Source organism: Streptomyces sp. Y20 (genome assembly GCF_043195475.1).
Lineage (GTDB): Bacteria > Actinomycetota > Actinomycetes > Streptomycetales > Streptomycetaceae > Streptomyces.
In genome coordinates this window covers 237,150-263,128 of record NZ_JBIDDP010000011.1, presented here as the reverse complement: position 1 = coordinate 263,128, position 25,979 = coordinate 237,150, and the positions used below count along the sequence as shown (strand labels likewise).

Sequence of the window (25,979 nt, the reverse complement as noted above, 5' to 3'; positions counted from 1 at the left end):
AGAACCAGCAACCTCTCGGGGGCTCTATGCGCTGCACCACGACCGTCATCCTCCTCGCCGCAGCGCTCGGGCTGGCCGGCTGCTCGAGCACCCTCGGCGAGCCCGGCCCGGCGCAGAAGCTAGCGGACCTCGACGGCAGCGCTCATCCCGCCAGCCAGTACCAGACGGCGCTGGATACGTGGGCGTCCCGCTGCAAGGAGACCCGGGAGACGCTGGCCGGGTACGTGTACGCGACGGTGGAGGATCTCCGCAAGAACGGGGTCCGGGACGAGACGGAGTACAGCGCGCTCGTGCACCTGAAAGATGCGACTCCGTCTGAGGCGACGATGAAGTGCGCGGATGTTGCGGCGGGTTACCTGGCGTTGCGTGAGTCCGGCACATCCTGACCTCAGACGCACGCGGATGTGGGAGCCGACGACGCACCGCTCCTGGACGCGCTCCAGCTCGCCGGTCGCGTTCAGCTCGGCCTCGACGCCTCCATCCCGTTCAGTGGTGACTGCCTCACCCAGCTCCGCTTCCCGGAGCGCCTCCAGGAGCGAGACCCGGCGCGCACCCGTCGGTGGATCGCCGACGGGGGAACAACGCCGGGGCCTGCCCGCACCGCCAGGCGGACACCGCTCTTGGGGTTCGACAGCTGACCCGGCCGGGCTAACCACCTCCGGGGCAGGGGCCGCTGGCGGTGCGGCCTGCAACAGGTGTTCCGTGTCCGGCCCGGGGGCGGTTTTGACTGGTTCAGGAGGTGGGGGCGACGAGCATGTGCTCGGTTCCGAGGTGGTTGGCGCCGGTGTCGGTGTACATGGTGGTTTCGCCGTCGGACCAGCGGACCAGTAGGTCGAACTGGTTGGACCCGGTGAAGTCGCCTGCGGTGATGGTCCTCGCGTTCGTCCAGGTGTCGTTCTCGGGCAGCAGTTGCCGTTCGGGGTCGTAGCCGCCGTGTCCGTTGCCGGGGTAGAGGGTGACTTCGCCGTCGGTCCAGACCACGAGCATGTCGCTGTGGCCGGTCTGGCGGAAGTCGCCCGAGGCCAGCAGCTTGGCGTGCTGCCAGGTGGAGGCCGAGCCGGCCAGCCAGGGGTCCCCGGAAGGCGGGTACGGCGGTTTGTGGTCATCCACGTTCCGGTGGGCGGCGGCGTCGGCGAACAGGTCCTGGGCGTCCTTGCCGTAGACCGGCGCGTACGTCACCCAGTCGTCGTTGGCGTCGTTGCCGCCGCCGTTGTATCCGCCGGTGTTGCCGATGACCTTGCCGGTGCCGCTGGTGCTGTTGTAGTCCTCGATCCACGGGCCGCCGGAGACACCGCCGTAGAAGCCCTTGCAGGTCATGCGCATCTGTCTGAAGCCTGGCAGTTGGGAGGTGCTGACGGGGCAGCGGATGGGCACATGGTCGGGGTTGACGCTGACGTCATCGGGATAGCCGATGACGGTGACCTTGTGGTGATAGCTGTTGGTCGGCGTGAACGTCAGGGCTCCCGTGACATCCTCCGCCTTGCCCCGGCGGTTGGAGCCGACCTGAGCGAAGGCCAGGTCGAGGTCGGAGACCGCCTTCTTGCTGTTCCTCTCGTAGCGCGCGTCTATGGAGAGCTGGGACACCGAAAACACGCCGTCCGGCTGCTCGGCGGCGGGCTTGCCGATGCGATATCGCGGCACGAAGATGCGGTGGGTGGCTGACTTCATGCCCAGGCCACAATGTCCGGCGGTCAGGACGATGTCCTTGGCGGTCGTGTGCACGACGCTGCCCGTGCAGTATGTCTTCTTGCCGCCGAGCTGCCGGCCATCATAGAAGAACGTGCCGATCGTCGGGTGACCGAGGAAGTGCTCGGGGGTGGGGGTACCCGACGGCGGCGGCCGGTGCGTGACGGCGCTTCCCGCGGCGATGCCGTGCTTCGAGGCGACCGGAGCGGGGTCCGGCGGGGCATCGACCGGGACCGCGTTGGCCATGTGCTCCGCCGTCCAGTATTTCTCCTCCTCGCTCAGACTCGGTCCTTCCGAGGGAGAGGGGAAGGTGGTCGGCTCGGCAGACCGCGAGGGAGATGGCTCGGTGGGCTGCGTCGAGAGGGTCGAGGGGGTGGCGGAGTCGGTCGGATCGACGGCCCCCGCGTCCGTCGACGGTGCCGATGCCGATGCCGATGCCGATGCCGTTGGTGGTGTCGGCGGAACCTGACGCCCGGTGCCCGGAGTCACCGGTGATGCGGAGGCTGTCGGTGGGGTGGAGAGCCTGGTGCCGGATCGCCCGTGGCGGCCGATGTTGTCCCGGCTCCGAGAACACCTACGCCCAGTCCCAGCGCAAGGGCTGGAATCCATCTGTGTCTGGAACGCAAGGAGATGCCTTTCCGTCTTGGAGAGGGCCGAACAGCGAGCGGAGCCCTGAACTGACCAGAACTCGCACCTATGTTCAGTCAAGTGGCGATAGTGCACTACTGAGTAGTAACTGGCGTATCATCAATAAGGGGACAGGTTGTGGCGATGGACCGACTCCGCAGGACCGCGTGGGCGGCGCTCCCCCTCCTGCTCCCCTTCCTGGCAGTCGGACCAGCCGCGGCCTCCGCGCCCGGCCCCTCGCTCTCGTTCGGAAGTGTCCGCTCGGTGCATCCCGGCGACACGCTGACGGTCAACACCGCGGCCAGCGATGTCGATTACCTCGCAACCATCAACTCCCCCGCGTTCGTTGCGGCAGGGAAGCTGCGCATGATGTATCCGGTGCTGACCACCACCGTCACCATCGCCTGCGACGCCCGGCCTGGCACCTACCCGGTGACACAGCGCGGCGCCGGAGACGTGGGCCCGGACGAGCACCCGTTCCGATGGGCACGGGTGCGCGTGGAACCCGCCGACGAGGCGGCACGCCGCGCCTGCCGGGACAAGGTCAGGAAACTGCCTCCGCCCAGGCTGGAGGAACGCTGGGCTCCGGACAGAACGTGGCCTCAGTCGGAATGGGACGTGCGAACCTTCCGGGCCGGCAGCCGCATCACGATCACGGACAACGACGACGAGGGATCGGACGGAGATATCACCCTCGCCTCCCGCGCCTTCACCGGCCGCCCCGTCCTGCGCGGCGCCAAAGCCGTCCTGACCGCCACCACCACCCTGAGCTGTGACTCTGGACCCGGAATCTACGTCGTCTACCGGCACGACGTCGACCAGACCGGCCCCGACAAACCATGGGCCCGACTGCGTATCACCCCCGCCGCCCCCGGAAAGAAGTGCCTGGCACAGCACTCAACCGGGTCATCCCGCACTGCCACGCTGGTCTGGGCCGCCGGCGGCGTACTCCTCACCGCCGCAGCCGGCACCGGATTCCTTCTGCGGGCCCGCTCCCGCCGCGCGACCTCCGTCTGAGCACACATCACCACTCGTCGCCCGGTCTGAAGCAGCCGCGCCGACGCAGGCGTAGCCTTCCCGCCCGGAAAGGTGACGAGGGCCGGCCTGTCGGCCGGTACGTGGTACAAGACGCCGTGGGTGGCCGCGAGCCGCGCCGTGCGGAGCGTCTCGTCCGGCAGCGCCGAGTTCAGCAGCCGCTGGGTTCCGAGGAACGGGGTCCAGCGGGACTGGAAGCCGAGCGTGTTGGATCTGGTTTTTGGAGTGCGTCCAGGAGCGGAACCTCGCGCGTACCCGCCGGTGGACCGCGGACGAGGAGCGGCGCCGGGGCGGGCAGCGCCGGGCCGGCGCGCGCAGTACGGCCTGAGCCGGCGCGGCGGGGAGCTGGTCCACGTCGGTCACTGCCGGGCGGCGGCACGAAGCGCCCGGACCCGCAGCATCACCCGCGACCGGGGCACCAGGGGCTCGCCCAGGGCGTACGCCCGTGCCCGCGCTGCCGGCCAGCCACCCCCCACCACGCGCTTCGGGTCGTTGTCGGCCACTTCAACGCTGTTCTCCGTCCGGTGCCTGAAGAACGGCGGGGAGTTCATCCTCGACCATGAAGGGTGCGACGTCGGTGGCCGTCTTCCCGGGCGGACCCGGCGACGCATCACGACCGTGGAGCGGACTCTGTCTCTGCGTCGGGGCGTCGTGACGAGTCGCGTCGGCGCGCCATCAGGGTGGTACCGGTGACCACCAGGCCGATGGCCACGACCTTCGCGGCCTGGTAGATCAGTGAAGGGCCGGCGCTTGTCCGGCCCAGGATCCCCCACAGGAGCAGACCGATTCCGGAGAGCACCAAGAGGACCCCGCCGACCGGGCCCAGGCCCCCCCAGCTCCAGGGAGTCGCCGCTAACTCCCGCTCGGCGCCGGAGTTTTCACCTTCATCAGCCGTCATGGCTCGCACATTAACGCATCTCCGGTCACCGTTCGTGTGGGGCCCGGGCCAGGGCAAGTGAGCGACGTACCCAGGCCGCACTGGCTGTGCACGAGGGACCTCGGCGGTCTGTCGTGCCGCCGCCTCGCGGACGGGGGCGGGCGATCTGGTCAGGAGGCGAGACTCGGTGTCGTGTGGATGCCGGCTTCGCGTCTCAGGGCGGAACGGGCGGCCAGGTAACCGGACATGTAACCGGACATCCCGTGCACACCAGGTCCTGGCGGTGTGGATGCGGAGCACAGGTAAACGCCGCGGAGCGACGTGCGGTAGGGATTCACCCGGGGGGTAGGCAGAGCACGCTCTGCTTCGGGGTCACAGCAGCGCCGTTGATGTCCCCGCCGACGTAGTTGGGGTTGTAGGCCTCGTAGTCGCGGGCGCTGATGCCGCGGCTGGCGACGACGGTTTCTAACTCGGATCGGGGAACTGCTGGAGAACCACCCTCTTTGATTACGTAGATAGTTCAGAAGTTCGATAACGAAGGGCTGAACTGCACGGACGCGGACCCAGCACGAGCAGCTCGATCCAAAAGCCGACCGAACCGTGGTGCAGTTCACACGACCCTGGACACAGTGCGGACACCCGGTGAAGCCCGGCCGTCACAGACGGCCGGGGACTGGCACGACCGCTCCCTCTTCCGCGCGAGGGTGAAGGGCCGGCCCCGGTGGTCCGATCCCGCCGTCAGGCATCGGACCACTGGCACCGGCCCGGGCGAATCCGCGTACGAAGCCTGCTCCAGCTCGATATCGATGTGCTCCACGTCGGTGAACTCCACGCCCCAGTCGTGCGCGCGGGTGTTGTTGGCGCGGAAGTACAGCTACGCGAGACCCTCGGCCGCGGTCTGCTGGAACTGCTGCTCGCCGGGCGGCACGAGAGGAGCGGGCCGGCCCGCGGGTCAGGCGGCCGGGCGGGCGGCGAGTTCGGCGGCGGGGCACGCGAAGCGGGCGGCCTCCTGGAGGGCGAACAGGCAGTCGGCGTCGGTCGCTTCGTCCTCGTCGGGGATGCGGGCGGCTTCCCGCATCGCGCGCAGGGCGGCTGCCGCGACGACCGCGGCCGGGGCGGTCGTGGTGTAGATCCGCTCGAACATCCTCGGCTCGGTGAGCCATCCGTCGGCCCGCACCCCGTACATCGCGGGATGACAGATGTGGCTGGCGCCGACGAGCCGGTCCAGGACGTCCGCGGCCGCGCGCAGCAACTCCGCGCTCGCCTCTGCCTCTTCCCAGGCGGCCGCCTCCAGCATGTACACGACCTGGACGAGAGGCGCGTCGTGCGCAGTGACCTCGCCGGCGGCGTGCTCCGCCGCGGCGGGCTGAAGGCGCGCGCGGGCGGCGAGGTCGGCTTGCGTGGACAGCAGGGCGTTCTTGATGTGGCGGTCCTTCACCGCCCAGGCCACCGCCGCATCCACCAGGCGGGCCGCCTTCTCCCCCTCGGCGCCGAAGCCGGCGCGCAGCTGGGTGGCGAGCCGGCGGGCGGGCTCGGCGTGGCCGGGCTCCCCGCTGACGCCGCGCGGGCCGGCCTTGGCGCGCAGCAGCTCGGTGTACTTGCTCTTGCCGCCCGCGGCCTTCTGCGCGGCGCGGGCGCGCTGGCCGGCGCGGGACTGGTGGCGCGGCATGGCGTCTTCTCTCCGGGCAACCCGCGCCTGCCCGCAGTCGTGCGGGTGGGTGTCGCGGGCCCGGGTGGGGACCTTGGCCGTCTGTGCCGTCCCGGCGCGGGCGGGTATACAGCAACGGCGGTCGGCAGTGCGCGTCCTGCCGGTCGGCATCGTAGCGGAAACCGCCCGCCCTCCTCCGCGGGCCCCGTGCTCGGTACGCGCGCGGTACATCGGCCGCCGGGTCGTACGCCGTGGCGACGACGCGCTCGCATCGCGAGTTCTTGGCCGGCCACTGCGGTGTCTCGGTGGCGTAGGACGGATGTGCTGTGCCACCCGTATCGCGCAGGTCCGCGCCCTGCGCAGGGCGGCTCGCCGCGAAGCGCGCCGAACTGGCCCAGAGCGCGTCACGGTTGCCCAGCGACGAGCCCGTGGCGGTGGTGTGGGCCGAGGTGCAGCAAGGCATCGCGCCCGGGCCGGTCCCATACCGCCACCATCGTGTCGCTCGCCGAGCCTGGTGGAGAGCGGGCGTGACCGCCCTCGGCGACAGCACCACGCCCGAGCGTCCTCGGCGACCTGCGTGACCAGGGCACGTTGTGTGGGCAGAAGGATGGGTAGACAGCCCAGGCGACGCCCTGGGTGACGACCGTGACAGACGGATTGAGGAGGACGACAGCGGCTAACCCTCACCGCAGGAGGACCGCCTGTGCGGACCGCCGTCGTGCGATACAAACACCGCACGGCGCTGACCTGAACACTGACGTGCCGTGGGGACGCGCCGCCCGCGTCCGGCCTCGAGCGCAGACAGGAGACCGCCCGTGACCGCCATACCCCAGGGCCGCGACTGGACCCGTATGAAGCGCGCCGACTTCGACGACTGCGCCCCGCTCGAGCTGGTCGACGCAGCCGTGTGCCGACCGGTACCTGCGGTGCCCGACGAATCCGGGACACAAGCGCTGTTCGGAAATGACCCGCAGCACGCGCGCACCCGCCGCACTCACACGCCGGCCCCGGCGCCCACCTACAACACCGACACGCTGTTCTAGGCCAGTCTCGAATGCAGACATCCGACTCACGGTGCCCACGCCCACACCTCACGCGCGTGGGCCCACGCCGACTGCCGGACGCGGCGGCACAGAGCCGCCGGACCCGGAGCGTCACCCGGGACCAGGTCCATCAGGCGCTCGCGCAGGGCGTACGCCGGTGCCCGCACTGCCGCACGGACACCGCCCCCGGCGGTACTCGACAGCTGACCCGGCCGGGGAGAACGGTCCCCCCGCAGCACGCGGAAGGCGCAGGTGCCCGAGGGATGCGGGCAGCGCAAGGCCCAGGTGCCGGCGAGGCGCGCGTCCTCATCTGGGCCCACCTCTGCCACGCGGCAGAGGTGGGCCAGTTTGTCGCCGCGCGCCGGCGTCCGTGGGCTGGCATCATGCCGGGCTGAGCCCGTCCGAGGCCCTTCGCACGCTGCCCGGGCGGGCCGCCCGGCCTCTTCGGGGCGCTGCACCCCTGCGCGGGGAGGGTTTCTACGCCTCGACGCGACGATCGTGATCTGCCTGAGGGCCGTGACGTAGTAGATGACGCGGACGTCGTCGACGTAGTCGCGCAGCAGGGTGTCGGGTACTGGGGTGCCCAGCTCGGGGTTGATGCTGATGGCGACGATAGCGCGGTCCAGGCGGTGGGTCTCGGCCGCTGTGAGCTTGTCGGGCTGGCTCAGCGCGGGTTCCACCAGGACGACCTGGGAGCGGCGCGGGGCGTGCTCAGGCGACACGGGGATGCTCGCCGGCGAGGCGCTAAAGGTGGGTGTCGCGGGCGTCCTCCCACAGCACACCGGACTCCGCGGCCGGGTAACCGTTCTCCGCGATGTCCTCCATGGGCCAAGCTCAGCCACGAGTACGACCACGACGGGAAGCGCCCTAGCGGAGGTGGCCGTGCTCTCTGCTGATTGGGATTCCGTGTCGCGGTATTCGGCCAGGTCCGATGTCTTTGTGCCATTCACCGGCAACCCGCCTCCCCTTTCCCTGACGCCCCGCTACACAAGAAGGCTGGGGTAGCGGACTGCTACCCCTTACGTGGGGATGGCCGGTCGTTGGGGGAGGTCTGGACGGTTGCTGACCATCGACGTGGCCGTGCTGCTCGCAATCATCGTCTTCTTCCGGCTGCGGCGCCGTACGCAGGCCCGCAGCCGGAACGAGGAGAGGACCACTGCCGTCCTCATCCTGGCGCTGGGTGTTCTGCTCGCCCCGACCCCGGTCGGCCAGGGCATCCTGAACGTCGTGGGGCAACTGGCGAGCGGCGTCACGCAGGCCAGCCGATGAGCCCCCGCACGCGCAAGCGGAGGGCGACGACGTCCAGGCGCCCGCCGTCGCGGCGGCGTACCCGCAGGCCGAGCCCGCGCCAACGCGCGGATGACCGCCTGATCGGCCTGCTGGTGCCCGCCGCCCTGACCCTTGCCCTGGTCGTGTCGGTCGTCCAGTGGCTGCTGGCCCACTGGTGGGTCCTGCTAGCCGCCGGCGTGCTCGCCGTTCTGGCCGGCTGCGCCTGGCTCCACCGAAAGCAGCAGCAGGCGCGGTGGGAAGCAGTCCGCGCGCAGGGCCTGCGCTACGGGCTGGCTCAGTTGGACGCCCTGCACCATTCCCGGTTCGAGGACGCGGTGCGGGACCTGATGCGCCGTGACGGCTGCTCAGATGCGATCCGTGTCGGGGGCGGCGGCGACCTGGGCGCCGACGTGAAGGCCACCGACCCCTACGGGCGCCGCTGGGTGATCCAGTGCAAACACCGCCGCAGCGGCCTGGCCGGCTCCCCGGTGGGAACGCCCGACCTGCAGGTCCTCAACGGCACCGCCCGCCCGGTCCACGGCGCCGACGTCGCGGTCCTCGTCACGAACGGCCGCGTCACGGCGCCGGCCGTGGCCTTCGCCAAGCAGCAGCGCCTCCACGTCGTCGACCGCCACACCCTCGCAGCGTGGGCGTCTGGCTCACGCCCCCTGTGGGATCTGCTGCGCGCCGTCCCGCCACCGCGCAAGCCCACCAGCCTGTCCTGAAGCCGCAGCGACACAACGCCCGACCATGCAAGACCTGCGCCTTCGTGGTCGGTGCGAGTTGAGCAAACAGGAGAGTCCGTGTCGACAGACGAGGCCACCACCGCAAGTGAGACCGAAGACCCTCGCGTTTTCACCCCCAGCGCCGCCGTGCTGGAGCGGGCCGATCTGGAGGGCAAGGCGCTGGCCGCCCGGGGCTCACGGTCGAGGTCAAAAGGGTCTGGTGGAAGTTCGAGGTGCACCTCAATGCCGAGGGGGCGGCTCTCGCGGCGGAGATCGCGCCGTACATCAGGCAGGTGGTGGCAGCCTTCCTGAAGGAGCCCATCGGCACGATCGTGGAGCTCTGCGCGGAGCTGCGCGGGGAGTGGGTCAAGCAGGTGGCCGACGGCGGGCCGTGCAAGCTCGTCCCGATCCCACAACCGGCAACTGTTCTGGACCCGCTTCGACGGCACCACCTGGAACGGCGATGCGCAGACCGGCCGGCACAGCTCCCACGGCCCCGCCCTGATCGCCGGCCACGACAAGAACAGCACCCACCCCCAGCTGATGTGCGTGCACCGCGGCGTCTGACCCTCAGGCGCCGGCGCTGGGTTCTGACCATCGAGGTACCGGTTCAGACCCGGCGGCGGCCAGCAGGGTCACGCTCGGCGACGTGCCGCGCGACCGGATCGCCGACCGCAGCCGCAGCAGTCCGGCCGCGTCTACCCGGTCGACGGGATCAGTCACACTCGCCGTACTCGGGATCGAAGTGCAGTCCTTGGGGGCAGTCCCGCACATAGGCGTGGATCTGGTTGACGCAGGAGATCATCTTGGTGTCATCGCCGGGATAGGGGTAGTTGCCGTCGGGCTTGCCGGCGCAGGAGTAGTACAAGGGGTCGTGTGCGGGCGCCGCAGCCCGCGCCGCTCCCGCATGCGTGCGCAATTCCGAGGTGGCGGGGGAATGCGCCTGGGCGACAGGGGCGCCGGACAGTACAGCAGCGCCGACGAGGGCGGCTGCCACGAGAAGGTACTTCATCACAGCGGTGCAACGACCCATCGAGTCGGCAGTCACCCCGAACCCGTCGTGGGTAACCCGCCAGGCCCCAACGCCGGCCTTCAAGGCTTAGCGCGCGGTCTGACATACCTGTCCCTCAAGCCCCCAGAACCGCGCCAACGCACTCCCGGCTGCCAGCCTGCCTCGAGCGGACAGAGCACCACACCCGCCAAGATCAATTACTGGCGGCTTTGGGGCTTACCTCGGCGCTACCCCAGCCTTGGCCCCGTGATCGCTGAGGTACGGGGTCCCGGTAGCGTCACCGGGACACCCGCATCGAAGGGGAGCACCCACTCGTGGATCTGGGCATCATTGGGCAGGCAGCCGGACTCTTCGCCGTCACCAACATCGACGACATCCTGATCCTGGCGCTGTTCTTCGCCCAGGGCGCCGGTCACCCCGGCTCCACCCGCCGGATTGTGCTGGGTCAGTACATGGGCTTCGCCGCGATCCTCGCCGTGGCCGTGGCCGCCGCCTTCGGCGCCAGCTTCCTGCCCGAGTCCGCCATCCCCTACCTCGGCCTGCTGCCGCTCGCCCTGGGCCTCAAGGCTGCCTGGCAGGCATGGAAGGACCACCGCGATGAGGACGGGGACGAGGAGGCGGACCAGACCTGGGCGGGCGGGCCGGGCCCGCTGGAGGTCGCCGCAGTCACCTTCGCCAACGGCGGCGACAACATCGGCGTCTACGTGCCCGTGTTCGCCACCGCCGGCATCGGCGGCATGACGGCGTACGCCGCGGTGTTCCTCGTGCTGGTGGCCGTGTGGTGCTTGGCGGGCAAGTTCTTCGCCACCCGACCCGTCATCGCCAAGGCACTTGCCCGCTGGGGCCACGTCCTGCTGCCCCTGGTCCTGATCGCCATCGGCCTGCTCATCCTCATCGAGGGCGGCGCCTTCGGCCTGTAGCACCTGGCGGCACATCACCGCGCAGTTCGAATTCGCCCCGGCGCAGGCTGGCCACCCGGTGACCTGCTACGACGCGGACGAGTCGCTGCAACTGGCAGCGTGGGCGCGCGATGCCGGCGGCTTCCCGTGCCAGGTGCACGTGGCAGGCACCCCAGCTTTCGCGGAGACGATCTGTCCCGAGAGCGGGGCTGCCAGCGAGCCCGCACGGCGTCGGCCAGGCGCTGAGCCAGGTCGGCGCGGGGCCGGCGGATCCGGTCCTTGACGTAGCGCTCCACGGTGCGCTGGGAGACGCCCAGGAGGCCGGCGACCGCCCGGGTGCCCTTGAGCTGCTTGGCCAGGTAGCGCATTTGCGCGCCCGCGGACTTCGGGATGGGGCGGGTGAACGCCCGCTGTAAGGCGCGGTCCAGGCCGTCGGAGACCAGACCCATGGAGAGTTCGCTCCTTCAAGATCGACTGGTGGTCGCCTTCGGTACAGGGCCGTCTTCCCGCCGCCACGGGGAACTCGTAGCGTCAGCTGTAGGTCATTGGGCAGCCACGGCGCAGTGAGTGCTCGGCGGCACGCAGGTACACGGCGACGTAGAACGCGGCGTCCAGGTCCTCGCTCCAGGGTCCTGGCCGGGCCGCGGCCAGTTCCTTCGCCTGGCCCTCGAGGAACCAGAACGTCAGACCGAGGTTCCCGGGCTCCTGCGGCACCTCCGGCGGCAGTCCGATGACGTCCGCCAGCCGCCTGGCCAGGGCGAGCACCTGCGGCGCTCCCGCGATCACGGTCGTGTCGGTGTAGGCGGAGCCGATGGGCAGGTGTATCTCCTCCTCCAGCGACACCGGTACCAGCACCGACCACTCGCCCAACGTCTCCTGCCCCCGCGGCGTCAAGTGCGCGCGGCACAGCGCGGCGAACCCGTCCATGGGAGGGATGAGCTTCTCCTCGAACCACGCCCCCGGTTCGTCCTCCCGAACGGGCTCGTACCGCGGCAGCCTCCGCCGCTCCAACTCCTCGCCGAGCGCCGAGGCGACGGCTCCCCGGCCGCCCTCGTCCTCGTCGCCGTCGCCGTCGAGCCATTCCCGCACACCTACACTGACCAGGTAGATCCCCATGCCGGAAAGGTAGCGCCCGCCACTGACAACGCCCCACCCGTAGGCGGGTTGGCGTTAACGGTCTGGAACGAGGTCCTGAACCCACCTGGCGTATCGCCGTCGTTCGGAGGCGTTGCTCCAGCCTTTCCGAGGCGTGGTCGTGGTGCTGGACGGGTTCTAGGTGGGTCGGCGGATCAGGGTGAGGCCTTCTTGGTCGACTGGGTGCCAGTCGTGATCGTGGGGGCGGAAGGTGAAGCCCTGTTCATTGTTGGTGGTGTGGGCGAGGAGGTCGCGGCCTTGGCCGGCGTATTGCTGGACTTCGTTCCAGAGCAGGTCGCGGATGCGTGCGGAGGGGTTGCCGATGAAGACGCCGGCGGAGATTTCGAGGAGCCATCGGCGGAGGAAGCCGCATAGGCATGGCGGGCAGTTGGTGAGGACGATGACGGTCACCAGGTGACGTCCGTGTAGTTGCTGGCGTCGTGATGGTCGGGTCCGTCGCCGTAGTCGGGCCGGCGGGGATGGTGCGGCCACCGTCGGTGTGGAGGGCGACGACGTCGTGGTCGTCGTGTGTGGCCTCGGCCGGGGCTGTCTTTGGTAGCAGAAGGCGTTTGATGTCGTTGACGCAGCGATCGAGCAGGGATGTGTCGTTGATGCGCTCCCGCAAGGCCCGGCGGGTGCGGGGGCCGATGTCGGGGTCGTCCTGAGCGGCGATGTCGAAGGCGAGGGGGATGCCGATTTCGGTTGTGTACAGGTCGGCGATGTCGAGGACGAAGAAGAGTTCGTGGCCGGAGCGGATGAAGCCGAGGGCGGGGCTGCAGCCGAGGGAGGCGACGACTGCGTGGGCGATGCCGTACATGCACTGGGCGGCGGCGGTGATGGCCTGGTTGACCGGGTCGCCGCTGGTGGAGTCGCCGGGGGTGTAGCGGCGGTCGCGCCAGGGGACTCCGGTGCGGGCGGACTGGGCGCGGTAGCAGTCTTTGAGGCGGCTGCCTTCGTGGCCGAGGAGTTCTTCGCGGGTCAGGCCGGTGGGGTCCTCGTCGGGGAAGCGCAGCCGGTACACGGCGCGGGCGACGGTGAGTCGGTTGCGGGGGTTGGCCCATTGCGCGGCTTGTGCTCCGGCGAGTGTTTAGGAGCGGGTCAGGGACCGCATCCGGCACCTGACCGTCGCCCTGCCGCCGCTCTACGCCGCCCGCCTCTTCGACGCCCAGAAGCAGGGTGCCGGCGACCAGCAGCTCCAGCAGATCGCGGCCGAAGCACTCAAGGAGGTGTACTTCCAGGACAACGGCCGCCGTGCCGGCAGCCTGGAAGAAGTCCGGTTCACCGACATCGAGCACCTCGAATTCGAGCTGTAGCGCCGTCTCCGAACAACCGCGAGCCCGGATGGTGTGTCGGGTAGCCGGATCACGTTGCCGTGACCCGGCCCGCTCAGATCGGACGGGCCCCTTTCAGCACATCCGGCTCCAGCAAGCCCCAAGGGCTTCGCAGGTCAGCAGGGCTATGTGGTCCGCTGGCCGTCGCCAGCGTGAGGCTGGCGGTGGCATTCGGAGTGCACGAGGCGAGGTTGTTCCGGTCGTCCGTGCCACCGTCTCGTCGGTAGGTGAAGTGATGCTTGTGGAGCATCTTCTTCGAGGCCGCGGACCAGTTGATCCACTCGCGTGGGCTGTCCGGTTCGTACTCGGCTCCGACGATCAAGTCCTGCTTGCAAAGAGGGCAGAGCCCCTGCTGCCGGACCGCCAGGAGAAGACTCGTCTTGTCCATCGGCGGTGGCGCTTTCCTGCGGCGGCGGTGCCGCCAGTACTCGGTCAGAGCAGGATCGTCCGGGGACGCTCCGCCCTTGACGAGCTGGTGCCGGGCGATGCCGGTCCAGGTGAACTCGATGAGGAAGACGCCGCTGTCGCGGTCGCCGAACACCCCCTGGTCTCGCCGGGACGGGTGGAACCGGAGCGCTGACCCGGCCCGCTGGACTCGCCGCGTCAGCACCCGTGGCTGTAGAGCGCGGCGCTGACCGTGTGCGGGGGGCTGCTGGCCGCGCTGCTGCAACACCTCGGCTCCTCCCGGACGGCTGGCGATCCGCCGCTGCGCGCGACTTCCGCGCCGCGGGACTGGATCGTGAACCGGGGTGAGATCGAGGAGGTCATAACGGCGGTGTGCGCCCGTTCGCGCCTTACGGTGGGGATCACCACGGCGCTGGAGGCGGTCTGCTTGACGAGGCGCCATGGAGATCGGCCCGCTCCGGACCGTCCGCTCGCCGGTACCGATCGAGGCACGCCCGCCCCACAGCCCGCACGTTGCGAGTCACCTACCTCGTGGGCCTGTTCGGACACAGTCGGCCTGTTCAGATGCAGATCACGATCTTTCCTCGGGTGCGTCCGCGCTCGGCGTGCGCGTGGGCGTCGGCGATCCGCTCCAGGGGGTAGGCCTGTTCGATACGGGGTGTGTAGCGGCCTTGCCCGCCCAGTTCCGCCGCCGCGGACAGGAGGGTGGAATCGTTCTCCGCGTTGGCCACATGCGTGCCCAGGCGCTGGCCGCCCGCGTGGTCGGCGACCGTCGCGACGCGCTTCGGGTCACCTGTGATCGCGACGAGGTCGTCCAGGGAGCCGGAGGCCGCGGTGTCGAGCACGATGTCGACGCCGTGCGGAGCGAGGGTGGTGAGGCGCTGTGCGAGGCCGGGGCCGTAGGTGGTGGGAACGGCGCCGAGGGAGGTGAGGAACTCGTGGTTGCGTTCACTGGCTGTCCCGATCACAGTGGCACCTTGCGCTACCGCTATCTCGACCGCCGCGCTGCCCACGCCTCCGGCGGCGCCCTCGACGAGAAGGGTGCGCCCCGTGAGGGGGCCGAGCGCGTTGAGTCCGCCCATCGCGGTCACTGACGCGAGACCGGCACCAGCGGCCTGCTCGTCGTTCCACGTGGCGGGGGTGTGAGCCCAGGCCGAGAGGATGAGCAGCTCTGCGGACGCCCCGGTGACACCGCCCAGTCCGAAGACACGGTCGCCGATGCTCACCCCCTGCACCCCGTCGCCGATCTCGTCGACCACACCGGCGCCGTCGCGCCCGGGAATGGCGGGCAGTTCCAGGGGAATCAGCTGGTGCAGGGCGCCGGCGCGCAGCTTCCAGTCGATGGGATTGACGCTGGCCGCCGCGAGGCGGACACGGATCTCACCGGGTCCGGGGTGGGGGTCGGGGACCTGCTCGATCACCAGGCTCTCCGCTCCGCCGTATTCGTGGAACCGGGCTGCGCGCATAATGGTCTGCCTTACTTTGACGGGCCGGAATGACGTGTTCATCCGACGCTCGTCACTCTAGGACCTGACGTTGACGTGAGGTGCAAGCCGTAACTGCCGCCCGGCCGGAGGAGGGCAGGCGCGGATGGGTGAGGTTGCCGATCGGGCGGGGGTGAGCGGGGGGCCTGCACCATTACGAGGGATCACGCCGCCCTCACGGTCGACACCCATGTGCCCTCGGGCGGGCTCGGCGATTCCCATTCCCGGCACGACGCGAGGCCTGCGTGCGTACGTGAACCGCGTGAACGCCCTCGGGCCCACCGCCGGGTCGTGATCAATCTCGGGGCCGGCAACCGTTCGATCGACCCCCAGGGCCCGCCCCCGGAGCCGGTATTGCTAGCCTGAACCTGACGTAAACGTGAGGTATCAGCGGGAAGGGAGTGGCCGGCGTCATGCGCATCGGACAGCTTGCCAGGCGGTCAGGGGTCAGCGTGCGGGCCCTGCGCTACTACGAGGAACAGCGGCTCCTGGATTCGGCGCGGACGCCCGGTGGGCAGCGTGACTATCCCGACGAAGCCCTGGAGCGGGTCCAGCTCATCCAGGACCTCTTCGCGGCCGGCCTCTCCAGCCGTACCGTCGTCGAACTCCTGCCGTGCGTGAGCACCGGCGTCGCGACCCCCGCCATGCTCGACCAACTCATCATCGAACGCGACCGCATCACCGCACGCATCCAGGACCTGACCCGGGCCAAGACCAAACTCGGCCGCGTGATCGAGAATGTGACCGCGGCGAACGTGGCGCAGGACTGAACAACCCGTCGCGAGGGGTGGGGCCCCGGCCTATCCGGCATCTACCGGGCACTGGCCGATTACGGGAAGCCCCAGGCGTATCCGGAGGCCATCGAAACAACGCGATCGGTCACGTCTCGTGGTGGCCGGAGGAACGCGGCCGGTATCGGCTGGACACTGCCATCTCGTCGCCAAGCGGCCTCGTGCCAGTGGCGACGCCACGGTGCAGGCCGTTGACTACAGGCTGGCGATGCTGTCCTGCACCCGCTTACCCCAAGCCACACCTTCGGCGTGCGTGTTGGCGAAGTCCGGGTCCACGTAGATGTGGATTCTCTTGATGAGTTCACCCTCGAACTCGAACACATTGCAGAACAGCCCGAAGGAGGAAACGCCGTCAGGAAAGTCCACGCCTGACGTCATTGTTCCCTTTTCCGCGCCCTCGACGATTACGTAGTCCCCGGACGACAACACGGTGAAGTTCTCGATCTCGTGCTCGAGCGACGCGATTCCCCAGCCGAGACCCTGAGCGAACGCTCCAATCTGCGCCTTCCCGCTCGCGATACCGAATTTCGGGTAGAACATATGAGCATCTTCGGTGAAGATGTCGATGACCGCGGAGTTGCCAGCGTCCACCATACGGAAGTAGTTGTCAGCAATCTCTTCGCGACGCTTCTGGATATCGCTGGTGGCGTTCACTTTTCCTCCTGGTGCGTGGTGCGTGGTGCGTGGTGTGCGGTGCGCTCTCGCGCTGATTGAGGGCGCGGTCAGACCTGTGCCTGGCCTCCGTCGACGAACCAGTCGACGCCGTTGACGAAGCTGGAGGCATCCGAGGCCAGGAACGTCGCCACGGCGGCGATCTCATCCGGGCGGCCGATCCTGCCGAGCGGCACCTGCGAGGCGAGCTGGTGGTCCGGGCCTACGGCGCCGATCAGGCCCGGGGTCTCGGTCGGGCCGGGGCTCAGCACATTCACCCGGAACTTCCGTTCCCGCGCGCCGAGCGCCCAGCTGCGCACCAGGTTGCGCACCGCCGCCTTCGATGCGCCGTAGATTTCCAGGCTCTGTTCGGGGCGGCGGGAGCTGGTCGATCCTGTCACTACGATCGACGCGCCGTCCGACAGCAGGGGCAGCGCCTTCTGCACGGTGAAGATCGTGCCCTTCACGTTCGTGCCGAAGGTGGCGTCGATGGCTTCCTCTGTGATCTCACCGAGACGCTGAGGGACAGCGCTGCCGGCGTTGGCGACGAGCACGTCGATGCGGCCCGCCTCCTCGCGCACGACTGAGTAGAGGTCATCGAGGTCCGCCTGTACCGAAACGTCGGTCCTCACGCCGGTGGCCGTCGGCCCGATCTCAGCGACGGCCGCGTCGAGCGCCTCCTGACGGCGACCGGCCAGGAACACCCGTGCCCCCTCCGCGGCGAACCGCCTGGCGATGGCAAGCCCGATGCCGCTGCTGGCTCCCGTGACCACGGCCACCTTGCCTGCGAGTACTTCCGTCATGGCGCGTCCACTCCTCGATTCTTGACTGGTTCGTCCAGAACGCTAACCATTATGGACGAGTCAGTCAAGAATCGGTAGGCTGTGCCCATGGCACGACCTAGGAAGTTCGACGAGCAGCAGGTACTGGACACTGCCCGGGAGCGGTTCTGGTCGGGTGGGTACGCCGCCACACGCATGGAAGACATCGCCGAGGCAACAGGGCTCGGCAAAGGCAGCCTGTACGGCGCGTTCTGCGGAAAGCAGGAACTGTTCCACCGCGTGTTCGACGATTACTGCGGCTCCGTCGTCGACGCTGCGAGTCGGCAGCTGCGCGGCAACGACGCGGACGCCTACGCGCGACTGTCCGCCCACGTGTACGCGGTGGCGGCGGCGACCGCCGCAGACACCGCCCGCCGCGGATGTCTGTTGGCCAAGGGCGCCGCCGAGCTGGCCGAACACGACGAGACGGTGGCCAAGCGGGCGCGCGCGGCCATCGAGGCGCTGCAGGCGCTACTGGAGAGCGACATCGCGGCCTGCCAGCGCAATGGCGATATCGCCGCGGACACGGATCCGGGAAAGCTGGCTGCGCTGGTGCTCGCCGTACTGCGCGGCATCGAAGCGCTGGGCAAGGCCGGAGCGAGTGAGGAGACGCTGACCGATATCGCCCGCACAGCCCTTGCTGTACTGCCCCGCCCTGCTCACTGAGTTTCCTCAGCGCTCTTGGGCTCGGCGGGCACCGGGGTCTGGACGTAGGCGACGGGGGCGTGCAGGTCGCGGGTGCCGGCCAGGACCTCGGGGTCGAGGTGTCCGAGCAGCTCGCGCCAGCGGTCCTCGAAGGTGGCGATAATCTCGCAGACGGACTCGGTCTTGCCCTGGTAGCCGCCTCCGGTCACCATCACCCCGGCCCGGGTGGTGGGCCGCCGCTTGAGCGCGTTCGTCTCGATCCGGCTGGTCAGCAGCTTGCCGACAGCCCGGCTCATCGGTGCCGAAAGCACCGGCGGGTTGGCGCGGGTGGCGGCCCCGGTGCAGATCGTGCATCTGCCGGCGGCGTGGGCCGAGGGCTCTCCAGGCGTCCCGGCCCCGGCATTGGTCAGTCCTCCCCCTGCGCGGGAGCGCAGCCCACGTAGGAACCGGATTCGTAGGCAGCCCTGTCGCCGTCGCGGTCGCGGATGGCCTCGACGAGACGCGCGTGGTCCTGGAACTGCTCGGGGCGCAGCTCCTCGCCGAAGTGGTCCAGGAGCGAGTCCCGGATCACCTCGCCCAGGTCCGCGTGCAACTGGGCCAGGACCGTGTTGTGGGACGCGGCGACGACGGCCAGGTGAAAAGCCACGTCGGAGTTGACGAAGGCGACCCGGTCCCCCTGCGACCAGGCCTTTTGCCGCTGAGTGAGCAGCGCGTCCAGCCGCCCCAGGTCCTCCGGCGTGCGGCGGGCGCAGGCCAGGCGGGCCGCCCGGACCTCCAGCGCTCCACGGACGTCGGCGACGTCGTCCGTGTGGGCCTTCTCGAAACGGATCCGCATCATGCCGGCCAGCTCACTGGTCGCCCGGACATAGGACCCGGAGCCGTGGCGGATGTCCAACAGGCCGGTGTGGGCGAGGGCCCGCACCGCCTCGCGCACCGTGTTGCGCGCCACGCCCAGCTGCTCGACGAGCTCCGTCTCGGTGGGGATGCGTGATCCCACGGGCCACGTGCCGGAGGTGATCTGCCGCCGCAGGCGAGCAATCACCTGGTTAGACAGTGGTTCACGGCGAACGGGATCCATAGTCATCCCATCATCATATGACCCTCGCGTTAAGTACGTTAATCACTAGACGTAGAGTCATGGGATGAGTCTATGATCGGTGGTGTGACGAAGGAAGAGCTCAAGAACACCGTCTTAAGCAGCGACCGGGCGGCGCCCCCCGACCGCTCACTGCGGCTGCGCAGACTGACGCTCGTGGCACTGGTGGTCGCGGCACTGAACCTGCGGCCGGGCGTCACCAGCCTGGGGCCCATCCTGGAAGAGGTCCGCGACAGCCTCGCCATGAGTGGCACGGTCGCCGGCCTGCTGACCTCCATCCCGGCCGTCTGCTTCGCCCTGGTCGGCTCCACCGCTCCTGCCCTCGCCAAGCGGTACGGTGCGAGCGGCGCGATCGCGACCGGCGCCGCGTTGCTGACGGCCGGGCTCGCCGCGCGTGCGTTCGCCACCGGCGCCGCACTGTTCGTCGTGCTGACCGCTGTGTCACTGGCCGGCATCGCCATCGCGAACGTGCTGCTCCCGGCCGTGGTCAAGCAGCGCTTCCCCGACCGGGTGGGCGCGATCACGGGGCTGTACTCCATGGCGCTGAACGTCGGCGCCTCGACCGCCGCCGCCGTCACCGTGCCCCTGACCGAGGCGTTCGGCGGCGACTGGAGATACGGCCTGGGGATCTGGGCCGTCCTGGCCGCGATCGGCGTGCCCCCCTGGCTGGCCGCCGGCCGACGGCAGAGCCGCCACGACACACCGGCGACGGCCGGCGCGGCGAACGCGGCGGACGAGGCGCACACACACGCGCACAGCCGGCTCTCCCGCGACCCCACAGCCTGGGCGCTCACCACCTACTTCGGGCTCCAGGCCAGCTCCGCCTACGTCATCATCGGCTGGCTGCCACAGATGTTCCGCGACGCCGGACTGTCCGCGGAAAGCGCCGGCCTGCTGTTCTCCGGCACGTCCCTGCTCGGCGTGCCGCTGTCCTTCGCCCTGTCGGCCGCGGCCGGGAAGCTGCGCAACCAGAGCGGGATCGCGGCGGGCATCGGCCTGTGCGGCCTGGCGGGCTTCGCCGGGCTGTGGGCCTCCCCCTCCACCGCGCCCTGGCTGTGGGCGCTACTGCTCGGCGTGGCCAACTGCTCCTTCCCGCTGGCGCTGACCATGATCGGCATGCGTGGTCGCGACAGCGCCACCGTCGTCCGGCTCTCCGGGTTCGTGCAGAGCTTCGGCTACCTGCTCTCCATCCCCGGCCCCCTCGTCGTCGGCGTGCTCTACGGGCACACGGGCGGCTGGCGTGCGCCCCTGGCCTTCATCCTGGTGATGACCCTCCTGCAGATCGGGGCCGGCCTGCTCGCGGGCCGCGACCGTCAGATCGGCTGACCCGCTCCCCGCCGCACGGCTCCTCCACGCACCGGCTCGCTCCCGGTCGAGGGCGGCCGACGCCTTCGCTTCCCTGTTCACCTTCCGGCCCGGCCGCGCCGGGGTCCGCCTTCGCTTCGCCGTGCCCGAAATCGTGGCCGCGCCCGCGAGATGAATTTCTCTTGAAGGCGCGATCAATTTCCGCGAGCACGCCCATAATTTATTGACCAGGGCGGAAAGTGTCTCCTAACCTGTGATCAGTCTTTGTCTCAGGGCACGACGAGTGCGCGATTTCCCCGGAAAACGTCGTCACTGCGACGATTTCCGGGCCGCTATGCGGAAAAGAGAGGTCCATGAGCCCCCACGCGAATACCCAGACCCGACGTAGTGACACCTGCCTGACCACGCTGCTCGCCGAGCAGGTAAGTGCCGCACCCCACCGGACGGCCGTGGTCCACGAGGACCGGAGCCTGACGTTCGCCGAGCTGCTGGACCAGGGCAGACTGCTGGGGGCCCGGCTCAGGCAGGCCGGGGTGACCAGAGGAAGCCGTGTCGGCGTGTTCATGGAGCCCTCGCTGGAACTGATGACGAACGTCTGGGGAATCCTCTGGGCCGGCGCTTCGTACGTCCCGCTCTCCCCTGAATACCCCGAGGAGCGCATCGCATACATGATGGCGGACGCCGGGGTGGAAGTCGTCCTCACCCAGGAATTACTCGAATCCCGCCTACGTGAGATATCGCCCGCCGGCGTCCGGGTCGTCACCACTGATTTTCTCCATGCGACGGAGGAATCCGGCGGGAATATTTCTCCGGCGGCGGACGACTGCGGAGCGGCCGGTCCGGAAGACCTCGCGTACGTCATCTACACGTCCGGCAGCACCGGGAAGCCCAAGGGCGTGATGATCGAGCACCGGAGCGTCGTCAGCCAGATGCGATGGCTGACCGAGACCTGCGGCATCGACGGCGAAAAAACGATCCTGCAGAAGACTCCCCTGAGTTTCGACGCCGCCCAGTGGGAGCTCCTCGCCCCCGCCTGCGGCAGCACCGTGGTGATGGGCGCCCCCGGCATCTACCGGGACCCCGAGGCGATCGTGGCCACCGTCCGGCAGAACGGCGTGACCACCCTCCAGTGCGTCCCCACACTCCTCCAGGCACTGCTCGACACCGAGACCCTCGCCGAGTGCGGCTCGCTGCGCCAGGTGTTCAGCGGTGGCGAGGCCCTGTCCCGCAGCCTCGCCGCCCAGTTCCTCGACACCGTGCCGGACTGCTCGCTCGTCAACCTCTACGGCCCGACCGAGTGCACCATCAACGCCTCCGCCTTCGTCGTCGACCGGGCCGTGGTGGAGAACGGCCCCCGGGTCATGCCCATCGGCACCCCGGTCAGCGGCACCACCTTCCACGTTCTGGACGCGGCCGGCCGGCCGGCGGCGGTCGGCGAGGTCGGCGAACTGCACATCGGCGGCATCCAGCTGGCCCGCGGCTACCTCGGCCGCCCCGACCTCACGGCCGAGAGATTCGTGCAGGACCCCTTCTCCACCACCCCCGGCGCCCGCCTCTACCGCACCGGCGACCTCGCCCACTTCAACACCGACGGGACGGTGCAGTTCGTCGGGCGCACGGACAACCAGGTCAAGCTGCGCGGCTACCGGGTCGAGCTGGACGAGATACGCCAGGCGATCGAGACGCACGACTGGGTCCGCAGCTCGGCCGTCCTGCTCAAGGACGACGAGACCACCGGCTTCCAGAACCTGGCCGCCTTCGTGGAGCTGAACCCCAAGGAAGCCGCCCTGATGGACCAGGGCAGCCACGGCGCCCACCACCAGTCCAAGCGCAGCAGGCTCCAGGTCAGGGCCCAGCTGTCGCACGCGGGCTGCCGCGACGCCGCGGACCTGGCCGGCCGCTCGGTGGCCCCACTGCCCGGCGCCGAGGCCACCCCCGAGCAGCGGGCCCTGGCCTTCGCCCGCAAGACGTACCGCTGCTACGAGGGCGGCCCGGTGAACCGGGACGACATCCTGCGCCTGCTGGCACCGGTCACCCGCCCGGGCATCGTCCCGCGCTCCCCGGAGAGCCTGAGCCGGGCCGAAGTCGGCGCGGTCCTCCGCAACTTCGGCCAGTACCTCAGCGACCAGCGCCTGCTGCCCAAGTACGCGTACGCCTCGCCCGGTTCGCTCTACGCCACCCAGCTGTACCTCGAACTCGACGGCATCGGCGGCATCGAACCGGGCCTGTACTACTACCACCCGCTCCACCACCACCTGGTGCTGATCGGTCCCACCGCGCGGCGGTCCGCGCCGCGGGCGAGGATCCACTTCCTCGGCAAGCACGGCGCGATCGAGCCGGTCTACCGCAACAACATCCGGGAGGTCCTGGAGATCGAGGCCGGGCACATGGTCGGCCTCTTCGAGGAGGTGCTCCCCGCCTACGGCCTCGGCATCGCCGCCGCCGCGCACCAACCCGCGGCCCTGGAGCGACTCGACTGCGCCGAGGAGGACCACTACCTGGGCACGTTCGACCTCGTACCGCACGACGCGGAGGGCGGCGCCGACGCGCTGGACGTCTACGTCCAGGCGCACCCGGGCCGGATCGACGGCCTGCCGGCCGGGCAGTACCGGTACGCCGACGGCGACCTGGTGCGGATCTCGGACGACCTGGTCCTCAAGAAGCACGTCATCGCCATCAACCAGCGGGTCTACGAGCGGGCGGGCCTCGGCATCAGCCTGGTCGCCACCGGCCCGGACGCCTGGCGGCACTACCTCGACCTCGGCAGCAAGCTGCAGCGACTGCAGATGAACGGCCTGAACCTCGGCTTCATGTCCTCGGGCTACAGCTCCAAGACCGGCAACGACCTGCCCGCGGCCAAGCGGCTGAACAGGATCCTCACCGACTGCGGACTGCCCACGGGACCGTCGTACTTCTTCGTCGGCGGGCACGTCAGCGACGAGCAACTGCGCGGCGAGGACATGAAGGAGGACGTTGTCCACATGCAAGGGCCGGCCGAGCTGATCAAGGAGGACCTCGCCGGACTGCTGCCCCGCTACATGCTGCCCAACCGGATCATCGTCCTGGACAGGCTGCCCCTGACCGCCAACGGGAAGATCGACAACAAGGCCCTGGAGGCCTCGCAGCAGGCCGAACTCTCGCTGGCCGCACGGCCCTTCGTCGCGCCCCGCACCCGTACCGAGCGCCGCATCCGCGACCTGTGGCAGAGCGTCCTGAAGCAGGAGCAGATCTCCGTTACGGACGACTTCTTCGAGCTGGGCGGCAACTCCCTGCTCGCCGTGGCCCTCATGAACCGGATGAACAGGACGTTCGGCGAACAACTTCCGCTGCAGGTGCTGTTCGACGCGCCCACCGTCGACAGGCTGGCCGCCCGGATGGATGCCGAGGCATCGGAGCCCCTCCCCCGGCTCGTCCCGCTCCAGCCCGAGGGCACCGGCACCCCGATCCACTGCTGGCCCGGCCTGGGCGGCTACCCCATGAACCTGCGCCCGCTGGCCGCCGCACTGGGCAAGGACCGGCCCGTCCACGGCATCCAGGCCCACGGCATCAACCGCGGCGAGGTGCCCTACGGCACGGTCAGCGAGATGGCGGCGGCGGACGTCGAGGCCATCCGCAGCATCCAGCCCGAAGGTCCCTACTTGCTGTGCGGCTATTCGTTCGGCGCCCGCGTCGCCTTCGAGGCGGCCCGGCAGCTGGAGCAGGCCGGGCAGCGGGTCGAGCACCTCTTCCTCATCGCCTCCGGCATGCCGCGGCTGCGCGAGGAGGACACGGCCGGCTCGACGGGCCGGGCGGACTTCACCGACCGGGCCTTCCTCGCCGTCCTCCACTCCGTCTTCGCCGGCACCCTCAGCGGCCCGCAGCTGGACGACTGCCTGCGCACCGTCACCGACGAGGCCGGCTTCGTCGACTTCGTCACCGGCCGCATGCCCGGCCTCGGTGCGGAGCTGGTCCAGGCCGTCACCGGCATCGTCAAGCGCACCTACTCCCCGACGTACGAGTTCCACGAATTGGCCGGACGACGCCTGAGCGCCCCCGTGACGCTCGTCAAGGCCAACGACGACAACTACTCCTTCGTCGAGCGCCAGGGCGCCTTCTCCGTCACGCCACCCGTCGTGCACCACCTGCCTTCCGGCCATTACGAACTGCTGCGCGAGCCACACGTCACCGCACTCGCCGCACTGGTCAACGACCGGCTGAGCACCACCGCCACCGCCAGCTCCCCGGTTCCGGGGCAGGTCCCCCCGTCCCGCGTCATCTCCCAGGAGGTCGGAGTGCCCCACATCAGCATCAAGCACTTCCCCGTCGCCCTCAGCGAGGCACAGGAGAAGGAACTCCTCGCCGCCCTCACCTCGGCGGTGAGCAACGCCTTCGGCTGCAAGGAGGACGTCGTCTCCATCGCCATCGAACCGGTCGAGCAGGAGGCCTGGCACGAACAGGTCTACGAGCCCGAGATACTCCACCGCCAGGACCTGCTCCGCAAGACGCCCAACTACTGATCACCGTCCCCCGGTTCACGGAAGGAAACCCATGACGACACGCACACCCGGCTCGCATTCCGTCCCCCTCGTCCTCACGGAGGAGGTGGCCGCGGCCGTCGCCGACGGCGACCCGGTGGTGGCCCTGGAGTCCAACGTCATCACCCACGGACTCGCCTACCCGGACAACGCGGCCACCGCCCGGAAGGTGGAGGAAGCCGTACGAGCCGGCGGTGCGGTACCCGCCACCATCGGCATCGACGGCGGCCGGATCCTGGTCGGGATGACCGACGCGGACATCGAGCGCTTCGCCTCCACCCCGGGTATCCCCAAGGTCAGCAGCCGGGACCTGCCGGTCGTCCTCGCCTCCGGCGGCATGGGCGCCAGCACGGTCGCCTCCTCGCTGGTGGCGGCGGAACTCGCCGGCATCACGTTCTTCTCCTCCGCCGGCATCGGCGGCGTCCACCGCGGGGCCGAGACCACCATGGACATCTCCTCGGACCTGATCCAGTTCACCCGCTCCAAGGTGGCGGTGGTCTGCGCCGGTGCGAAGAAGATCCTCGACCTCCGGCTGACCATGGAGTTCCTCGAGACCCATTGCGTCCCCGTCATCTCCTACGGCTTCGACGACTTCCCGGCCTTCTACTGCCGCTCCAGCGGCCTGCGCGCCCCGCATCGGCTGGACGACGAGGCACTCATCGCCCGTGCCGTGGACAGCCACTGGGCCCTGGGCAACCCCGGCGGTGTCCTGATCACCAGCCCCACCCGGGAGGAGGATGCGATCGACGGGGACGACATCGAGGGCGCCATCGCTGCGGCGCTGCGCGGTGCCGAGGCTGACGGGGTGCGCGGCGGTGCCGTGACGAAGTACGTCATGCGCGCCGTGGACCGCGCCACCGAGGGCCGCTCCGCCACGGCCAACATGGCCGTCCTCATCCACACCGCCGAGGTCGGCGGCCGGCTCGCCGCCGCCCACGCCCGGCTCCGGCGCGAGGAGTCGCAGTGAGCACCACCGGGGAA

Annotated in this window: 23 protein-coding genes and 4 pseudogenes; 13 read left to right on the top strand and 14 right to left on the bottom strand. The window is 69.7% G+C overall.

Annotated elements, in window-relative coordinates; genetic code table 11:
* Positions 1–26: 26 nt before the first annotated feature.
* Positions 27–386 (top strand): hypothetical protein, encoded by a 360-nt coding sequence (locus ACGFT1_RS26575; RefSeq protein ID WP_373911495.1) that lies wholly within the window; start codon positions 27–29, stop codon positions 384–386.
* A 346-nt stretch (positions 387–732) separates the two neighbouring features.
* Here the strand turns inward: ACGFT1_RS26575 and ACGFT1_RS26570 are convergent, their stop codons facing one another.
* Entirely contained in the window at positions 733–1,932 is a 1,200-nt protein-coding gene (locus ACGFT1_RS26570) for a serine protease (RefSeq protein WP_373911494.1), read from the bottom strand.
* A 525-nt stretch (positions 1,933–2,457) separates the two neighbouring features.
* Here ACGFT1_RS26570 and ACGFT1_RS26565 point away from each other — a divergent pair.
* Positions 2,458–3,330: a hypothetical protein gene (locus ACGFT1_RS26565; protein ID WP_373911493.1), complete on the top strand. Its 873-nt coding sequence runs from the start codon at positions 2,458–2,460 to the stop codon at positions 3,328–3,330.
* A 628-nt stretch (positions 3,331–3,958) separates the two neighbouring features.
* On the opposite strand, the gene ACGFT1_RS26560 is transcribed toward ACGFT1_RS26565, so the two are convergent.
* Positions 3,959–4,246 carry a hypothetical protein gene (locus tag ACGFT1_RS26560; protein WP_393734080.1) on the bottom strand — a complete coding sequence of 96 codons (288 nt, stop codon included), beginning with the start codon at positions 4,244–4,246 and terminating at the stop codon, positions 3,959–3,961.
* Positions 4,247–5,177: 931 nt separating this feature from the next.
* On the bottom strand, positions 5,178–5,894 hold the full coding sequence (locus ACGFT1_RS26555) for a hypothetical protein (protein ID WP_373911492.1): 717 nt from the start codon (positions 5,892–5,894) through the stop codon (positions 5,178–5,180).
* 794 nt (positions 5,895–6,688) lie between these two features.
* Here ACGFT1_RS26555 and ACGFT1_RS26550 point away from each other — a divergent pair.
* The 4 genes from ACGFT1_RS26550 to ACGFT1_RS26535 all read left to right on the top strand — a co-directional run bounded on the left by ACGFT1_RS26550 (position 6,689) and on the right by ACGFT1_RS26535 (position 8,910).
* Positions 6,689–6,916, top strand: coding sequence for a hypothetical protein (locus ACGFT1_RS26550; protein WP_373911491.1), 228 nt, complete (start codon positions 6,689–6,691; stop codon positions 6,914–6,916).
* Positions 6,917–6,927: 11 nt separating this feature from the next.
* Entirely contained in the window at positions 6,928–7,311 is a 384-nt protein-coding gene (locus ACGFT1_RS26545) for a DUF6233 domain-containing protein (protein ID WP_373911490.1), read from the top strand.
* Positions 7,312–7,975: 664 nt separating this feature from the next.
* Positions 7,976–8,185 carry a hypothetical protein gene (locus ACGFT1_RS26540; RefSeq protein ID WP_373911489.1) on the top strand — a complete coding sequence of 70 codons (210 nt, stop codon included), beginning with the start codon at positions 7,976–7,978 and terminating at the stop codon, positions 8,183–8,185.
* A complete protein-coding gene (locus ACGFT1_RS26535) occupies positions 8,182–8,910 on the top strand; it encodes a restriction endonuclease (RefSeq protein ID WP_373911488.1) in 729 nt (242 codons plus the stop codon). The genes ACGFT1_RS26540 and ACGFT1_RS26535 overlap by 4 nt, the downstream gene beginning before the upstream one ends.
* A gap of 715 nt (positions 8,911–9,625) precedes the next feature.
* On the opposite strand, the gene ACGFT1_RS26530 is transcribed toward ACGFT1_RS26535, so the two are convergent.
* Positions 9,626–9,922 (bottom strand): chitin binding peritrophin-A domain-containing protein, encoded by a 297-nt coding sequence (locus tag ACGFT1_RS26530; protein WP_373911487.1) that lies wholly within the window; start codon positions 9,920–9,922, stop codon positions 9,626–9,628.
* 314 nt (positions 9,923–10,236) lie between these two features.
* Here ACGFT1_RS26530 and ACGFT1_RS26525 point away from each other — a divergent pair, with 314 nt between their 5' ends.
* Positions 10,237–10,842 carry a cadmium resistance transporter gene (locus ACGFT1_RS26525; protein ID WP_373911486.1) on the top strand — a complete coding sequence of 202 codons (606 nt, stop codon included), beginning with the start codon at positions 10,237–10,239 and terminating at the stop codon, positions 10,840–10,842.
* A 175-nt stretch (positions 10,843–11,017) separates the two neighbouring features.
* On the opposite strand, the pseudogene tpg (ACGFT1_RS26520) reads toward ACGFT1_RS26525, so the two are convergent.
* The 4 genes and pseudogenes from tpg (ACGFT1_RS26520) to ACGFT1_RS26505 all read right to left on the bottom strand — a co-directional run.
* A pseudogene (tpg, locus tag ACGFT1_RS26520) lies at positions 11,018–11,270 on the bottom strand (telomere-protecting terminal protein Tpg); the annotation flags it as partial.
* A gap of 82 nt (positions 11,271–11,352) precedes the next feature.
* The gene (locus ACGFT1_RS26515; RefSeq protein WP_373911485.1) at positions 11,353–11,937 is read right to left on the bottom strand and encodes a hypothetical protein; all 585 of its coding nucleotides are present in this window, start codon (positions 11,935–11,937) and stop codon (positions 11,353–11,355) included.
* 54 nt (positions 11,938–11,991) lie between these two features.
* Positions 11,992–12,366 (bottom strand): annotated as a pseudogene (cas2e, locus tag ACGFT1_RS26510) (type I-E CRISPR-associated endoribonuclease Cas2e).
* Positions 12,363–13,039: pseudogene (locus ACGFT1_RS26505) on the bottom strand (type I-E CRISPR-associated endonuclease Cas1); the annotation flags it as partial. The pseudogenes cas2e and ACGFT1_RS26505, both read right to left, overlap by 4 nt.
* A gap of 19 nt (positions 13,040–13,058) precedes the next feature.
* Here ACGFT1_RS26505 and tpg (ACGFT1_RS26500) point away from each other — a divergent pair.
* Positions 13,059–13,268, top strand: a pseudogene (gene tpg / locus ACGFT1_RS26500) (telomere-protecting terminal protein Tpg); the annotation flags it as partial.
* Between the two features lie 73 nt (positions 13,269–13,341).
* On the opposite strand, the gene ACGFT1_RS26495 reads toward tpg (ACGFT1_RS26500), so the two are convergent.
* A complete protein-coding gene (locus tag ACGFT1_RS26495) occupies positions 13,342–13,827 on the bottom strand; it encodes a hypothetical protein (protein ID WP_373911484.1) in 486 nt (161 codons plus the stop codon).
* 424 nt (positions 13,828–14,251) lie between these two features.
* Positions 14,252–15,157, bottom strand: coding sequence for an NADP-dependent oxidoreductase (locus tag ACGFT1_RS26490; protein ID WP_373911482.1), 906 nt, complete (start codon positions 15,155–15,157; stop codon positions 14,252–14,254).
* A gap of 431 nt (positions 15,158–15,588) precedes the next feature.
* On the opposite strand from ACGFT1_RS26490, the gene ACGFT1_RS26485 reads away from it, so the two are divergent.
* Positions 15,589–15,945: a MerR family transcriptional regulator gene (locus ACGFT1_RS26485; RefSeq protein WP_373911481.1), complete on the top strand. Its 357-nt coding sequence runs from the start codon at positions 15,589–15,591 to the stop codon at positions 15,943–15,945.
* Between the two features lie 216 nt (positions 15,946–16,161).
* Here ACGFT1_RS26485 and ACGFT1_RS26480 read toward each other — a convergent pair whose 3' ends face one another.
* Both ACGFT1_RS26480 and ACGFT1_RS26475 read right to left on the bottom strand, forming a co-directional pair.
* Positions 16,162–16,620 (bottom strand): nuclear transport factor 2 family protein, encoded by a 459-nt coding sequence (locus tag ACGFT1_RS26480; protein WP_373911480.1) that lies wholly within the window; start codon positions 16,618–16,620, stop codon positions 16,162–16,164.
* Positions 16,621–16,688: 68 nt separating this feature from the next.
* On the bottom strand, positions 16,689–17,420 hold the full coding sequence (locus ACGFT1_RS26475; RefSeq protein ID WP_373911479.1) for an SDR family NAD(P)-dependent oxidoreductase: 732 nt from the start codon (positions 17,418–17,420) through the stop codon (positions 16,689–16,691).
* 87 nt (positions 17,421–17,507) lie between these two features.
* Here ACGFT1_RS26475 and ACGFT1_RS26470 point away from each other — a divergent pair, with 87 nt between their 5' ends.
* On the top strand, positions 17,508–18,104 hold the full coding sequence (locus ACGFT1_RS26470) for a TetR/AcrR family transcriptional regulator (protein WP_373911477.1): 597 nt from the start codon (positions 17,508–17,510) through the stop codon (positions 18,102–18,104).
* Here the strand turns inward: ACGFT1_RS26470 and ACGFT1_RS26465 are convergent.
* Together ACGFT1_RS26465 and ACGFT1_RS26460 are read right to left on the bottom strand one after the other, a co-directional pair.
* Positions 18,098–18,379, bottom strand: a complete 282-nt coding sequence (locus ACGFT1_RS26465; RefSeq protein WP_373911476.1) for a hypothetical protein — start codon at positions 18,377–18,379, stop codon at positions 18,098–18,100. The two genes, ACGFT1_RS26470 and ACGFT1_RS26465, sit on opposite strands and share 7 nt — an antisense overlap.
* A 110-nt stretch (positions 18,380–18,489) precedes the next feature.
* On the bottom strand, positions 18,490–19,167 hold the full coding sequence (locus tag ACGFT1_RS26460) for a FadR/GntR family transcriptional regulator (RefSeq protein ID WP_373911475.1): 678 nt from the start codon (positions 19,165–19,167) through the stop codon (positions 18,490–18,492).
* Positions 19,168–19,245: 78 nt separating this feature from the next.
* On the opposite strand from ACGFT1_RS26460, the gene ACGFT1_RS26455 reads away from it, so the two are divergent.
* From ACGFT1_RS26455 to ACGFT1_RS26445, 3 genes are all read left to right on the top strand, one after another.
* The gene (locus tag ACGFT1_RS26455; protein ID WP_373911474.1) at positions 19,246–20,505 is read left to right on the top strand and encodes a CynX/NimT family MFS transporter; all 1,260 of its coding nucleotides are present in this window, start codon (positions 19,246–19,248) and stop codon (positions 20,503–20,505) included.
* A gap of 332 nt (positions 20,506–20,837) precedes the next feature.
* On the top strand, positions 20,838–24,980 hold the full coding sequence (locus tag ACGFT1_RS26450; RefSeq protein ID WP_373911473.1) for an amino acid adenylation domain-containing protein: 4,143 nt from the start codon (positions 20,838–20,840) through the stop codon (positions 24,978–24,980).
* A 31-nt stretch (positions 24,981–25,011) separates the two neighbouring features.
* Positions 25,012–25,965: a pseudouridine-5'-phosphate glycosidase gene (locus tag ACGFT1_RS26445; RefSeq protein WP_373911472.1), complete on the top strand. Its 954-nt coding sequence runs from the start codon at positions 25,012–25,014 to the stop codon at positions 25,963–25,965.
* The last annotated feature ends 14 nt before the right edge of the window (positions 25,966–25,979 follow it).

Coding starts and splice junctions, on each gene's coding strand:
- ACGFT1_RS26575 (WP_373911495.1), top strand. CDS start 27: ATGCGCTGCACCACGACCGTCATCCTCCTCGCCGCAGCGCTCGGGCTG.
- ACGFT1_RS26570 (WP_373911494.1), bottom strand. CDS start 1,932: ATGGCCAACGCGGTCCCGGTCGATGCCCCGCCGGACCCCGCTCCGGTC.
- ACGFT1_RS26565 (WP_373911493.1), top strand. CDS start 2,458: ATGGACCGACTCCGCAGGACCGCGTGGGCGGCGCTCCCCCTCCTGCTC.
- ACGFT1_RS26560 (WP_393734080.1), bottom strand. CDS start 4,246: ATGACGGCTGATGAAGGTGAAAACTCCGGCGCCGAGCGGGAGTTAGCG.
- ACGFT1_RS26555 (WP_373911492.1), bottom strand. CDS start 5,894: ATGCCGCGCCACCAGTCCCGCGCCGGCCAGCGCGCCCGCGCCGCGCAG.
- ACGFT1_RS26545 (WP_373911490.1), top strand. CDS start 6,928: ATGCAGACATCCGACTCACGGTGCCCACGCCCACACCTCACGCGCGTG.
- ACGFT1_RS26535 (WP_373911488.1), top strand. CDS start 8,182: ATGAGCCCCCGCACGCGCAAGCGGAGGGCGACGACGTCCAGGCGCCCG.
- ACGFT1_RS26530 (WP_373911487.1), bottom strand. CDS start 9,922: ATGAAGTACCTTCTCGTGGCAGCCGCCCTCGTCGGCGCTGCTGTACTG.
- ACGFT1_RS26515 (WP_373911485.1), bottom strand. CDS start 11,937: ATGGGGATCTACCTGGTCAGTGTAGGTGTGCGGGAATGGCTCGACGGC.
- ACGFT1_RS26490 (WP_373911482.1), bottom strand. CDS start 15,157: ATGCGCGCAGCCCGGTTCCACGAATACGGCGGAGCGGAGAGCCTGGTG.
- ACGFT1_RS26485 (WP_373911481.1), top strand. CDS start 15,589: ATGCGCATCGGACAGCTTGCCAGGCGGTCAGGGGTCAGCGTGCGGGCC.
- ACGFT1_RS26475 (WP_373911479.1), bottom strand. CDS start 17,420: ATGACGGAAGTACTCGCAGGCAAGGTGGCCGTGGTCACGGGAGCCAGC.
- ACGFT1_RS26470 (WP_373911477.1), top strand. CDS start 17,508: ATGGCACGACCTAGGAAGTTCGACGAGCAGCAGGTACTGGACACTGCC.
- ACGFT1_RS26465 (WP_373911476.1), bottom strand. CDS start 18,379: ATGAGCCGGGCTGTCGGCAAGCTGCTGACCAGCCGGATCGAGACGAAC.
- ACGFT1_RS26460 (WP_373911475.1), bottom strand. CDS start 19,167: ATGACTATGGATCCCGTTCGCCGTGAACCACTGTCTAACCAGGTGATT.
- ACGFT1_RS26450 (WP_373911473.1), top strand. CDS start 20,838: ATGAGCCCCCACGCGAATACCCAGACCCGACGTAGTGACACCTGCCTG.
- ACGFT1_RS26445 (WP_373911472.1), top strand. CDS start 25,012: ATGACGACACGCACACCCGGCTCGCATTCCGTCCCCCTCGTCCTCACG.